The following is an 11876-nucleotide window of genomic DNA, read 5'->3' as shown; positions in this document are numbered from 1 at the left end:
GCAAATCAATGAATCTGACTGAACCCCGCGAGCTGGCCCCCTTGCTTGAAGCCTTCCTGTTGGCCTCGGGAAAGCCGCAATCGATGGAAAAGCTGTTCGAACTCTTCGAAGAAGGCGAGCGGCCTGATCCGGCCGTGTTCAAGAAAGCCCTGGCACTCCTGGGTAAATCCTGCGAGGGGCGGGCTTTCGAGCTCAAGGAAGTGGCGTCCGGTTATCGCCTGCAGATCCGCGAGAAGTTCGCGCCCTGGGTCGGGCGCCTGTGGGAAGAGCGGCCGCAGCGTTATTCCCGCGCCATGCTCGAAACCATGGCATTGATTGCCTATCGCCAGCCGATCACTCGGGGCGAGATCGAAGATGTGCGGGGTGTGGCGGTCAACAGTCATATCGTCAAGACGCTGCTTGAGCGCGAGTGGATCCGCGTCGTCGGCTATCGTGATGTGCCGGGCAAACCGGCGATGTTCGCCACCACCAAGGCCTTTCTCGATCACTTCAACCTGAAGAACCTGGACGACTTGCCGCCGCTGGCCGAACTGCGGGAACTGGAACTCGAACCAATGCTGGAGTTCGACGACGCCCCGGTACCCCAGGGCTTGCAGGACCTGGCCGACGCCAGCGTCGAGCCGGAGGAACCCAAGGAAGAGACCAGTTTCCACTCGTTGTTGCTGGAGTTGGACACCATGGAAGAGGGGCTCAAGACCGATTTCGACGACCTGCTGCGTGAGGGGCCTGGCCTTGAGAGTGAGTCGGATGAACTGGCGGAGCCCGACAGCGAGGTGGAACCTGCGCCAGAGCCAGAGCCAGAGCCAGAGCCAGAGCCAGAGCCAGAGCCAGAGCCAGAAGCGGAACCGGAAGAAGACATCCTCGGCGTCGCCGAAGCTCGGGAAAAACTGCTCGCCGCTGTCGCCGCCCTCCAGCCGCCGGAACCCGAACTGAGCGACGAAGAGGCCGAAGCTCGGGCCCTGGCTGAAGCGATCGAAAACGAACGGCGCCAGTTCGATGACTGACCCGACTTGTGCCGCCTATATTGCTGATACACCACAACCTCTGTGTGGGAGCGGGCTTGCTCGCGAAGGCGGTGGGTCAGCCAGCATCGATTAAGCTGACACGCCCTCTTCGCGAGCAAGCCCGCTCCCACAGGGAATTGAGGTGTGCGAGGTTCCTGTGACCGCCGCAGGTCCACTGTGTGCGAGCTGGCCGGTCGGCGGAAAAAACGCCAGGCGCTGGTCGATCAGCTAGTCTCTGATGCGCAATTGCCTCAACAAGCGTATGATTCGCGACCCTTTGGCGATCCCTTCGTCGAAGACCCGTTTTCAAAGTGTCAGGCCCCGCGCCTGACCCGACCACACCGGGAGGTGCCCAGAATGAAAGACCAAGACCAGAACGACAGCCAGGAAATCGGCCCAGCAGGCGAGAAGCTGCAAAAAGTACTCGCCCGGATCGGCGTCGGCTCGCGCCGCGACGTGGAAGCCTGGATCACCCAGGGCCGGATCAAGGTCAACGGCAAAGATGCCACCTTGGGCCTGCGTGTCGACATGCATGACGCCATCACCATCGATGGCAAGGTGATCAAGCGCGAAGAGGCCGCCGAAACGGTACGCCGCGTGATCATGTACAACAAGCCCGACGGCGAGATCTGCACCCGTGACGACCCGGAAGGCCGTCCGACCGTGTTCGACAAGATGCCGCGTCCGAAAGAGGGCCGCTGGATCAACATCGGTCGCCTGGACATCAACACCACCGGTCTGCTGATGTTCACCACCGACGGTGAGCTGGCCAACCGCCTGATGCACCCGTCCTACGAGATGGACCGCGAATACGCCGTGCGTGTGCGTGGCGAAGTCGACGACGAGATGATCGAGCGCCTGAAGGCCGGCGTTGTGCTGGAAGACGGCCCGGCGCGTTTCACCGACATCAAGCAGGCACCGGGCGGCGAAGGCTTCAACCACTGGTACCACTGCGTGGTGATGGAAGGCCGTAACCGTGAAGTGCGTCGCCTGTGGGAATCCCAGGGGTTGGTGGTCAGCCGCCTCAAGCGTGTGCGCTTCGGCCCGGTGTTCCTCAACTCCGACCTGCCGATGGGCCGCTGGCGTGAAATGAGCCAGTACGAAGTCGACATCCTGGCCGCCGAAGTGGGCCTCAAGCCGGTGGCGATGCCGCAGATGACCGCCAAGAGCAAGGATAAGCTGGAGCGGATGCAGCGTAAGTCTTCGCGCCCGATGGGCAAGACCGAGCGCGTGCGTACCCTGCGTCCGGCTGCCGAAGGTGCTCCGACCGGCCCACGTCCTTCCCGCGAGCCGCAGATCGAAGGTGAACGCCCGGCCCGCAAGCCGGCGCCACGTCAGGACGGCGAACGCGCCCCGCGCACGCCCCGCCCGGCCAACGGTCGGACTGAGCGCGGCGAAGGCCGCGGTGCTCCTGCTGGTCGTGGTACGCCAGTGGCCGATCGCCCGGCCGACACCAAGCGCCCGGCCAAGCCTGCGCCGAAAAAGCGCCCGGGCATCGTCCTGGCCGACCGCGACGCGCCATCGGGCAAGCGCCGTGGGGCACCGGCGGGTTCGGGGCAACGTCCGGGGTTTGGGCGTCGCAAGCCGGAGTGAGGCAGAGGTGAGTTTCTAGCTGCACGCTGCAAGAAAAAACGGCAACCATTGGGTTGCCGTTTTTTTACCTGACTTTTAGTGATGCGGTATTAATAAGTCCGCCATCGCGAGCAGGCTCGCTCCCACAATGAGACGGCGCCGAGCTCGTATCCCCATTCACTGAGGATCAACTGTGGGAGCGAGCCTGCTCGCGATGGCGTCAGTAGCACCACCATTAAACTCAGCCTACAACACAAACCGCCCATCAAACATCGGCTTATCATCCAGGGCCAACACGCCAGCCTCGAAAATCAGATCCAGGTGATGGCTACCCTTGGCCCCGCCACCTAGGCCCAGGTGCAAGCCGCAATGGCGCTCCTCGAAACCGGCATTACGGGCATACAGGCTCTTGACCCCTTCGTTGGTGCCGATTCCCAGTTCCTCAATACGACGGTTGGATGGATTGGCGTCCAGGTACTTGTTGAAGTCGTGCTCCAAACCCGGAACATCGGTGGCGATTTTCTGGATAGTGGAGTCTTCGATCCACAGCTCCAGCGGCGATTGCAGCACGCCATATTTGCGTGCGAACGGGATGGTGCTCAGGAATGTGCCGACAAATTTCACCCGGCCATTGATGGTGTCGCTGTGGGTGGCGATTTCGCCGGGGGCCAGGTCGTAGTTGCCGACGCCGTTGATGTCGGTCCATTTCTTCACGCTACCCAGGGCTGTGTCGAAATACGAACCGTGGTCATCCTGGAAGCTCAGGGTCGTCGCTTGGGACATGCGCCGGATCAGGTGACTGTTGAGCCCTGCGATGCGCTGGGGAATCACGCTGAAAGTGTCGTAGAAATAGTCACCGTAATCTTTGAACAGCAGCGATTTCCTCCAGTTGTCGGCCATCACGCCTTGCAGTGCGCGGACAAAGTCCGGGCCGTCGGGACGAGGGTTGGGCAGGGTGGAGGAGTCGTAGAAGAAAATATACAGATCGCTGTCGGCAATGGCCTTGGACAGGCGTTCCGTGGATTCAAGGTCCAGGCGCATGGCACTGAACCGGAAGGGCGAACCGCTGCCAGCCTGTTCGGCGATGGCGCCGGTCAGCGCTTCGTACTCAGCGGTATGGCCGAGCAGCACCTTGGCGGGCTGGATGCCGGCCAGTGCGGGATGGTGTTCGAGGTAGTAAAGGAAATGTGAGATGGCTCGTTGTGTATCCATGCTTATCCTTCCCTGACAAGTTCATTTAACTTCCCTGACAACCGGCGAAAGTGGCGGAGTCGACCGGCCGGATCGCCTCCGCCGGGCGATGCCTACAGAGGCCACATCGCCGTGCCGAACGGAACGACGGCGTCGGCTTGCATCATTTCAACGGCGGCCTCATGGGTAGGGGCCTCAAACCATTCGTCCAGTTGCAGTTCGGTTTCCAAGTCTTTGTCCAGTGCTTGCATAGTGAATCTCCTAGATGACTTTTACGGAAATTAGCGGCTCGATTCGGCGAGTGGAAACAGGCCGGCACGACACCGCAGAACTTGTCGGCACGATGCCTTGGCAAGTCGCTGAAAACCTAGTCGAGGGTTTTTTGGATTGCAAAAAAATATTTTTATTTTTTTCGTTTGAACTTTTTGTTCCATTTTCAGCGACAGCATTACTCATTCAAAAACAGCCGCCTGGGTGGTTTTTTTAAATAGGTAGCTACCTACCGTCAATTTGCAGTCAGCCTACGGAAATTTCCTTCATGGAAAGTTTGCGTTACGGATTGTAAAGAAATGCTGACGAAAAATGCCCGTCGAGACGGCCCGAAACGGTGCATTCCCGGATCGTAAGAAAAAACTTCCGCATGCCTTGCCCAGGTGGTTTTTCCAAGGCTCTGGCCCGCTTGTTTCCAGGCGATGGGCAGGGTGAGATGCGCTCCATGCCTGTCGTGCAGGTGAATAACAAGAAGGAGGCGCAATGAACGCCGCAGCTCAAGTGCATTTCTCCCGTGGTGGCGTTTTTCGCGCTACACCCTTCAAGGGTCCGCAAGGGCCTGGACACTTTTTTGCAGCCACCCGGCACGTTCGAGGTGGACCCATGCAATCCCGGCAAACGACACGCTGATCCGGTGGTGTCTGGCAGCAGGGGGTCAGCGGTGTACAATGCGCCGCGTTTTACTGTGACCCTTCGCGTACCCACGCACTTTCAAGGTTATCCGCCTTGTTCACTCCGCCACGCCACAAGCGTGTCGGGTTCGATTTCGTCACAGATAAAAACAAACAGGTGACGCATGACCGTTGTAAAAACGCTGAATTCCTGGTGCCTGCGCTGGGGTTTGATCGGCGCTGCTTGAGATCCGATTCGAGCGGCAACGTCTAACGAACATCATCAAACCTTGCGTGAGACCCTTTTCATGAGTGGACAAAACTCGCATTCGGGCGAGCTGAAACGCGGCCTGAAAAATCGCCACATTCAACTGATCGCCCTCGGTGGCGCGATCGGCACCGGCCTGTTCCTCGGCTCGGCGGGGGTGCTGAAATCAGCCGGCCCGTCGATGATCCTTGGCTACGCCATCTGCGGCTTCATCGCCTTCATGATCATGCGCCAGTTGGGCGAAATGATCGTCGAAGAGCCGGTGGCCGGCTCGTTCAGCCACTTTGCCCACAAGTATTGGGGCGGTTTCGCCGGGTTCCTGTCGGGTTGGAACTGCTGGATTCTCTACATTCTGGTGGGCATGTCCGAGCTGACCGCGGTTGGCAAGTACATCCACTACTGGGCGCCGGACATTCCGACCTGGGCTTCGGCAGCGGCGTTTTTCATCCTGATCAACGCGATCAACCTGGCCAACGTCAAAGTCTTTGGCGAAGCCGAATTCTGGTTCGCGATCATCAAGGTCGTGGCGATTGTCGGCATGATTGCCCTGGGCAGCTACCTGCTGGTCAGCGGCCATGGCGGCCCGCAAGCGTCGGTGACCAACCTGTGGTCCCACGGTGGATTCTTCCCCAACGGCGTAAGCGGATTGGTGATGGCCATGGCGATCATCATGTTCTCCTTCGGTGGCCTGGAAATGCTCGGTTTCACCGCCGCCGAGGCCGACAAGCCGAAAACCGTGATCCCCAAGGCCATCAACCAGGTGATCTACCGGATCCTGATTTTCTACATCGGTGCACTCGTGGTGCTGCTGTCCCTGACCCCTTGGGACAGCCTGTTGACCACCCTCAACGCTTCCGGCGATGCCTACAGCGGCAGCCCGTTCGTGCAGGTGTTCTCGATGCTGGGCAGCAACACCGCCGCGCACATTCTCAACTTCGTCGTGCTGACCGCCGCGCTGTCGGTGTACAACAGCGGCACCTATTGCAACAGCCGCATGTTGCTGGGCATGGCCGAGCAGGGCGATGCGCCCAAGGCCTTGGCCAAGATCGACAAGCGCGGCGTGCCAGTGCGTTCGATCCTCGCCTCGGCGGCCGTGACGCTGGTGGCGGTGTTGCTGAACTACCTGATCCCGCAGCATGCGCTGGAGCTGCTGATGTCGCTGGTGGTCGCGACCCTGGTGATCAACTGGGCGATGATCAGCTACTCGCACTTCAAGTTCCGTCAGCACATGAACCAGACCCGCCAGACACCGCTGTTCAAGGCGCTGTGGTATCCGTACGGCAACTTCATTTGCCTGGCGTTCGTGGTGTTCATCCTCGGCGTGATGTTGCTGATCCCCGGCATCCAGATTTCGGTCTATGCGATTCCAGTGTGGGTGGTGTTCATGTGGGGCTGCTACGTCATCAAGAACAAGCGCAGTGCCCGGTATGAAATGGCCGTGGCAGCGGCTGCCAAGTAAGCACGAAACCCTGCTCGCGATGGTGCTCTCGCAGGTGAAACCTATGCCGGATGTGCCGGCCTCTTCGCGAGCCAGCCCGCTCCCACACAGGATCTTCAGTGGTCACAGAATGTGTGTTCACCGTCGGATCTTGTGGGAGCGGGCTGGCTCGCGAAGAGGCCATCACAGGCGACATCTGTATTGACTGTGCCGCCGCTATCGCGAGCAAGGTTGATTGTTGGCTGGGGGATTCGCGGTATCCTGTGGGGCCTGAACCCGGACGTTTTCCATGCTGGCGATTTCCAACACCGTGCACATCCCCGACGCCGAGATCGAGCTGACGGCCATCCGTGCCCAGGGGGCCGGGGGGCAGAACGTCAACAAGGTGTCCAGCGCCGTGCACTTGCGCTTCGATATTCCAGCCTCGTCCTTGCCCGAGTTCTACAAGGAGCGGCTGCTGGCCCTGCGCGACAGCCGCATTACCAGCGACGGTGTGCTGATCATCAAGGCCCAGCAATATCGCACCCAGGAACAGAACCGGGCCGATGCCCTGGAGCGCCTGGTCGAACTGATCCTCAGCGCCACCAAGGTCGAAAAGAAACGCCGCCCGACCAAGCCAACCCTGGGTTCGAAAAAGCGTCGCCTGGAATCCAAGACCAAGCGCGGTTCGATCAAGGCCGGGCGCGGCAAGGTGGACTTCTAGTTTTTCTCCCGTGCTTCACGGTACCGAGGCGCCTGCCGGTACAGGTAGACACTCAGTGCCAATCCGCCCAGGGCCGCCAGGGCGGCGAACAGAAAGATCGAGGCAAAGCCGAAGCCTGCGGCAATCGCACCGGCCAGTGGACCGGTGATCCCCAACGACAAGTCGATGAACAGCGAATATGCGCCCACCGCCGCACCACGGCTGGAGGCGGGCACCAGGTTGACCGCTTCCACGCCCAGCGCCGGAAACACCAGGGAAAAACCGAAGCCGCTCAACGCCGCACCCGCCAAGGCCCAATGGGCATCGGGTGCGAGCCACAGCAGCAACAGTCCCAGGGTTTCCACCGACAGGCAGGCAATCGCCACGCGAAAGCCGCCCAGGCGGTTGATCAGGTTGCCAAAGAGCAAGCGCGCGCCGATGAAGCTGGCGCCGAACAGGCTCAGGCACAGCACCGCGTTGTCCCAATGCTGCGTTGCGTAATACAGGGTGATGAACGTGGCGATGGTGCCAAACCCGATGGAGCCCAGGGCCAGGCCACAGCCGTGGGGCAGGACGCGTCCCAGCACGTGCATGAATGGCAGGCGCTCGCCAGCGACGATGGGCGCAGCGGTCTTGCGCCAGGCCAGTGCCAACCCCAACAAACCCAGCAGGATAATGCTGACGCCCATGCTCCACAGCCCCAGGCGATTGACCAGCCATACCCCCAGCGGTGCACCAATCGCCAGCGCGCCGTAGCTGGCGATGCCGTTCCAGGAAATCACCTTGGCGGTATTGGCCGCGCCAACCCGGCCGATGCCCCAGCCAATCGAACCGGAGCCCACCAGGCTTTCCGCGCTGCCCAGCACCAGGCGACCGATCAACAGGCTGATCAGGCTGAACACTGGCAGATGGGGCGTCCAGGCAGACACCAGCATGAACACACCGCTCAGTCCGCAGCCGGCGAGGCCGAACATGACCGCACGCTTGCTCCCCAGGTTGTCGATGATCTTTCCTGCATAAGGACGGCTGAGCAGGGTGGCCAGGTATTGCACGCTGATCACCAGCCCGGCGATCACCGCGCCGAAACCCAGCTCGCCGTGGACATACCCAGGCAGCACGGCCAGGGGAATGCCGATGTTCAGGTAGCCAATGAATGTGAACAGAACGATGGAGACGACTTGCAGCGTGACCGCCAGGGGGCGCTGGGAATCTGACATGAGGAAAAGGTCCACGGAGCAGCAGGATAGATAGGCTGCTTATGATAACGGCGAGCGTGGTGGCTGGGCGTGGAAAAGTATAACTATTTGCCCAGTGGTTGCTCAGCGGTCGTTTTTTCCGGCGACCAGGTGCGTGGTGACCAGTGCGGCGAGGGCATTTTCTTCGGTGCCGAAACGGGCCAGCAGGGCAGCTTGTTTCTCGGGGGAAAGGCGTGTCCAGATCTCGACCATTTTCTCGGCGGTGCCGATCAGGACGCTGGCCTGGGCTTCGCTGAAAGTCGGGGTGTCATCGGTCATGGTGCGGGGCTCGGGATTCAGGCAGTGTGGAAAGCGCATATTAGCGCTTTCCACACGGTCTGGTGGTGCGGGTCAATCAGTCTTCGCTGTCAGCCTGGCGGCGTTCAGTGGCTTCTTTGGGTTCGGGTTGCTGGGCGTCTGTTTGCCCCCCGGCTTGTAGCGTGGTCGTCTGCTCAGTGTCGTGCAGGCTTGGGAAGGGGAGATTAGGGATCTCGTGCATATCGCGCTCCTCGCAAAGTCTGTTGATAGATCTGGTAGATCCGCGCTTTTAAAAAGCCTGGGCAGGATACCCCAGGAGAAATGACAAAAAGACTTTTAAATCCCGTTGTGCCGACAAAAGGGGTTGTCTGGACAGGTCATGTTCAATAGTCGCGGCGCTTGCGAAAGGCCCAGCGGCCAGCAATCAACGTGAAGGTCGCCACCAGCGCCACCAGGATCCAGAAGCCTTCGGGATCGCCCGCAAGTGGCACGCCACCGACGTTCATGCCAAAGAAACCGGCAATGATATTGATGGGCAACGCCAACACTGTGACCACTGTCAGGGTGAACAGGGTGCGGTTGCTTTGTTCGTTGAGGTTGGCGGCGATTTCTTCCTGCAACAGCTTGATCCGTTCGCTCAACGCGGTGAGGTCGTTGATGATCAGGGCGAATTCTTCGGTGGATTTGCGCAGTTCCTTGACGTCTTCTTTCTGCAACCATTGTGGCGGGCGGTTGAGCAGGCGCAGCAACGAACCCGGCTCCAGGGCCAGCAAGCGTTGCAGGCGCACCAGTACCCGGCGGTTGCTGCCCAGCTCGGCGCGGTTGGTGGACAGTCGCGAGGACAGCAACTGATCTTCGACCTGATCGACGCTGAGGCTGGTCTTGCGCACGATCTGGGTCAGCACTTCGCCTTGGTCGCGCAGCAAGTGCACGAGTAATTCCACGGGGGATCGAAAGCGCTCTCCGGCCTTGACCGACGAGCGCAGCTTGTCGACCGAATGCAGGGGCTGCAAGCGCGCGCTGACGATCAATCGACTGTGCACGCAAACCCACAATGTGGAGATATCCGAGGACACCATGTTGCTGAGGTTGAACACGACATCGTTCACCACGGCCAGCAACGCCGAGTCGACATGCTCGATGCGGGTCGAGCGCGAACCTTCGTGCAAGGCTTCGAAAAACTCCTGAGGCAGGGCCAGGTGATTTTTCATCCAACGCTCGCACGCGGCATGAGCCAGGTTCAGGTGCAGCCAGAGGAACTCATCGGCGTCTTGTGGCTGTTGCAGGCTTTGCAGGGCCTGGGCCGAATCGATCTCCCGGCCACGCTCGCCAGGCCGGAAACGAAACCCGTAAAGCAGGCCGAACAGGTCCGGATCGCGATGGCTTTGGTCGATGCTGTGGTTCATGAAGTCTCGCTGGCGGGAAGTGCCTGTCGCAGCGGCCACAGGTCACTTGTAGGGCATCATCGCAAGCTTTCTTGAAGGTTTTGTGACGATTCCATGGGCGCCGCCCAACTGGCCTACCGGTGGTCGCCAAGGCTCAAGAGTGCCCCAGGCAGGCCGATGGCTTGTACATATCCCCCGTATTCGGGTTGCGACGCGGTGTGTTGCGGACATGGAGGTCGGGACATCGTTCCTGTTCTTTTCGCTCCTTAGAGATTGCTCCCCATGTTTTTACAAAAATCCCTCAGAGCCCAGATCCTTGCCCTGTTGAGCGGCAGCCTTTTGGCGATGTTGCTGATCGCCCTGGCGTCCTTTCACTTCCTTTCCAACGGTGTCCAGAACTATCGCAGCCTGATCGATGGTCCGTTGCGTGCCTCGCAGTTGATCGACGAGGCCAACCTGCAATTCAAGGTGCAGGTGCAGGAATGGAAAAACGTCCTGTTGCGCGGCAAGCAGCCGGCTGACCTGGATAAATACTGGAAGCAGTTCGAGGAGCGCCAGCGTGATGTCCAGGGCATCCTTGGCGAATTGAGCGGGCGTGAAGGTGTACCAGCGCCAATCAAGACGCGTATCGAGGCCCTGCGCGATGAGCATCGTCAATTGGGCGCGGCCTACCAAAAGGGCCGTGATGCCTTTGTCGCCTCCGGTGGCGATGCGGCGGCGGGCGATGCGGCGGTCAAGGGTGTGGACCGTGCGGCCAGTGAGCAAATGAGTGCGCTGGTGGTGGAGCTGCGCAAGCTGGGCTCCGAGCAATCGATGCTGATCAGTGCCGGTGCCGATCGCACGATTATGCTCGGCACCGTGGTCATGCTGGTGTCGGGCGTGCTGATCGGCTTGTTCAGCCTGTGGCTGGTCAACCGCAACCTGGTGCAGCCGATCCGTAACCTGATCGAATACGTGACCCGGCTCAGTCACGGGCGTTTCGCCGAGCGTGTGACGAGCAACCGTCAGGACGAACTGGGCAATCTGGCGGTAGCGGCCAACACACTGCGTGATTTCCTGGCCGAAACCTTTACCCGCCTGCAACGCAGTGCCTCGGAACTGGACAGTGCCAGCGGTGAGCTCAATGCCATCGCCAGCCTGATGAGCCAGGGCACCAGCGAGCAATTCGAACGCACCGATCAGGTGGCGACGGCGATGAACGAGATGTCCGCCACGGCCCAGGAAGTGGCCCGCCATGCCGCCGACGCGGCGCGAGCGGCCGATGACGCTGATCAATCGGCGCAACAGGGCGAGCAGGTCATGCAAGGGACCATTCGCACTATTACCCAAATGCGCGGTGAGATCGCCAACACGGCCACGGTCATCCGTCAGTTGGAAACCGACAGCGGGCGCATCGGCAAGGTGCTGGAGGTGATCCGCGGGATCGCCGAGCAGACCAATCTGCTGGCCCTCAACGCAGCCATCGAAGCGGCGCGGGCCGGGGAGGCGGGGCGCGGTTTCGCGGTGGTCGCCGATGAGGTACGCAGCCTGGCCCAGCGTACGGCCTCGTCGATCATCGAGATCAACCAGATCATCCAGACAGTACAAACGGGTGCGGTGGACGCGGCCCACGCCATTGAGAGTGGGCAATCGCGCAGCGAAGAAAGTGTGGAGCAAGTGACCCAGGCCGGTGCGATGCTCGAACGCATTACCCAAGCTGTCGAAGCGATTCGCGACATGAACCGCCAGATCGCCACCGCAGCCGAAGAGCAGACCTCCGTGGCCGAAGACATTTCGCGCAACCTGACTGAAATCACCTGCATTGCCAGCACTAACCTGGACAATGTGCAGCGTACCGAAGCTGCCAGTCGGGATTTGCACGGCTTGTCGGGGCAGTTGAATGAAGTGACGGCGCGGTTGAGTGCCTGACGGTAGTTCGCGTTAGTTATCGATAAACGCAAAAGAGCCGCGCAACCCTAAGGT

At 60.5% G+C, this 11876-nt stretch carries 12 protein-coding genes; 6 read left to right on the top strand and 6 right to left on the bottom strand.

Annotation, left to right across the window (positions count from 1 at the left end; genetic code table 11):
- The first annotated feature begins 8 nt into the window (after positions 1 to 8).
- Both scpB and rluB read left to right on the top strand, forming a co-directional pair.
- Entirely contained in the window at positions 9 to 1004 is a 996-nt protein-coding gene (gene scpB / locus AC30D9_RS24920; RefSeq protein ID WP_490145073.1) for an SMC-Scp complex subunit ScpB, read from the top strand.
- Between the two features lie 357 nt (positions 1005 to 1361).
- On the top strand, positions 1362 to 2597 hold the full coding sequence (gene rluB, locus AC30D9_RS24915; protein ID WP_134925504.1) for a 23S rRNA pseudouridine(2605) synthase RluB: 1236 nt from the start codon (positions 1362 to 1364) through the stop codon (positions 2595 to 2597).
- A gap of 225 nt (positions 2598 to 2822) precedes the next feature.
- On the opposite strand, the gene AC30D9_RS24910 is transcribed toward rluB, so the two are convergent.
- The gene (locus AC30D9_RS24910; protein ID WP_134925503.1) at positions 2823 to 3788 is read right to left on the bottom strand and encodes a M29 family metallopeptidase; all 966 of its coding nucleotides are present in this window, start codon (positions 3786 to 3788) and stop codon (positions 2823 to 2825) included.
- A 92-nt stretch (positions 3789 to 3880) separates the two neighbouring features.
- Positions 3881 to 4018, bottom strand: coding sequence for a hypothetical protein (locus tag AC30D9_RS24905; protein WP_003178782.1), 138 nt, complete (start codon positions 4016 to 4018; stop codon positions 3881 to 3883).
- 14 nt (positions 4019 to 4032) lie between these two features.
- Here AC30D9_RS24905 and AC30D9_RS24900 point away from each other — a divergent pair, with 14 nt between their 5' ends.
- The 3 genes from AC30D9_RS24900 to arfB all read left to right on the top strand — a co-directional run bounded on the left by AC30D9_RS24900 (position 4033) and on the right by arfB (position 7057).
- Positions 4033 to 4254 carry a hypothetical protein gene (locus AC30D9_RS24900; RefSeq protein ID WP_307575460.1) on the top strand — a complete coding sequence of 74 codons (222 nt, stop codon included), beginning with the start codon at positions 4033 to 4035 and terminating at the stop codon, positions 4252 to 4254.
- 702 nt (positions 4255 to 4956) lie between these two features.
- Entirely contained in the window at positions 4957 to 6375 is a 1419-nt protein-coding gene (locus AC30D9_RS24895; RefSeq protein ID WP_490145072.1) for an amino acid permease, read from the top strand.
- 268 nt (positions 6376 to 6643) lie between these two features.
- Complete coding sequence (gene arfB / locus AC30D9_RS24890; protein ID WP_025215135.1) at positions 6644 to 7057, top strand: alternative ribosome rescue aminoacyl-tRNA hydrolase ArfB; 414 nt, start codon at positions 6644 to 6646, stop codon at positions 7055 to 7057.
- On the opposite strand, the gene AC30D9_RS24885 is transcribed toward arfB, so the two are convergent.
- From AC30D9_RS24885 to AC30D9_RS24870, 4 genes are all read right to left on the bottom strand, one after another.
- Complete coding sequence (locus tag AC30D9_RS24885; protein WP_134925501.1) at positions 7054 to 8253, bottom strand: MFS transporter; 1200 nt, start codon at positions 8251 to 8253, stop codon at positions 7054 to 7056. The genes arfB and AC30D9_RS24885 overlap by 4 nt on opposite strands.
- A gap of 102 nt (positions 8254 to 8355) precedes the next feature.
- Positions 8356 to 8589, bottom strand: coding sequence for a hypothetical protein (locus tag AC30D9_RS24880; RefSeq protein WP_307575457.1), 234 nt, complete (start codon positions 8587 to 8589; stop codon positions 8356 to 8358).
- Positions 8590 to 8626: 37 nt separating this feature from the next.
- Positions 8627 to 8770: a hypothetical protein gene (locus tag AC30D9_RS24875; RefSeq protein WP_014339834.1), complete on the bottom strand. Its 144-nt coding sequence runs from the start codon at positions 8768 to 8770 to the stop codon at positions 8627 to 8629.
- A 142-nt stretch (positions 8771 to 8912) separates the two neighbouring features.
- Positions 8913 to 9935, bottom strand: a complete 1023-nt coding sequence (locus tag AC30D9_RS24870; protein WP_307575455.1) for a transporter — start codon at positions 9933 to 9935, stop codon at positions 8913 to 8915.
- 261 nt (positions 9936 to 10196) lie between these two features.
- Here AC30D9_RS24870 and AC30D9_RS24865 point away from each other — a divergent pair, with 261 nt between their 5' ends.
- On the top strand, positions 10197 to 11822 hold the full coding sequence (locus AC30D9_RS24865) for a methyl-accepting chemotaxis protein (RefSeq protein ID WP_307575453.1): 1626 nt from the start codon (positions 10197 to 10199) through the stop codon (positions 11820 to 11822).
- Positions 11823 to 11876 lie beyond the last annotated feature (54 nt).

The sequence above is a fragment of the Pseudomonas sp. DF11 genome (assembly GCF_058148565.1).
This window is presented reverse-complemented; position numbering and strand designations above follow the sequence as displayed.

Bases quoted from the DNA above. Each gene is read 5' to 3' on its own strand.
- AC30D9_RS24865 (WP_307575453.1), top strand. From the start codon at position 10,197: ATGTTTTTACAAAAATCCCTCAGAGCCCAGATCCTTGCCCTGTTGAGC.
- AC30D9_RS24870 (WP_307575455.1), bottom strand. From the start codon at position 9,935: ATGAACCACAGCATCGACCAAAGCCATCGCGATCCGGACCTGTTCGGC.
- AC30D9_RS24900 (WP_307575460.1), top strand. From the start codon at position 4,033: ATGACTTTTACGGAAATTAGCGGCTCGATTCGGCGAGTGGAAACAGGC.
- rluB (WP_134925504.1), top strand. From the start codon at position 1,362: ATGAAAGACCAAGACCAGAACGACAGCCAGGAAATCGGCCCAGCAGGC.
- AC30D9_RS24875 (WP_014339834.1), bottom strand. From the start codon at position 8,770: ATGCACGAGATCCCTAATCTCCCCTTCCCAAGCCTGCACGACACTGAG.
- AC30D9_RS24910 (WP_134925503.1), bottom strand. From the start codon at position 3,788: ATGGATACACAACGAGCCATCTCACATTTCCTTTACTACCTCGAACAC.
- scpB (WP_490145073.1), top strand. From the start codon at position 9: ATGAATCTGACTGAACCCCGCGAGCTGGCCCCCTTGCTTGAAGCCTTC.
- AC30D9_RS24880 (WP_307575457.1), bottom strand. From the start codon at position 8,589: ATGCGCTTTCCACACTGCCTGAATCCCGAGCCCCGCACCATGACCGAT.
- AC30D9_RS24895 (WP_490145072.1), top strand. From the start codon at position 4,957: ATGAGTGGACAAAACTCGCATTCGGGCGAGCTGAAACGCGGCCTGAAA.
- AC30D9_RS24905 (WP_003178782.1), bottom strand. From the start codon at position 4,018: ATGCAAGCACTGGACAAAGACTTGGAAACCGAACTGCAACTGGACGAA.
- arfB (WP_025215135.1), top strand. From the start codon at position 6,644: ATGCTGGCGATTTCCAACACCGTGCACATCCCCGACGCCGAGATCGAG.
- AC30D9_RS24885 (WP_134925501.1), bottom strand. From the start codon at position 8,253: ATGTCAGATTCCCAGCGCCCCCTGGCGGTCACGCTGCAAGTCGTCTCC.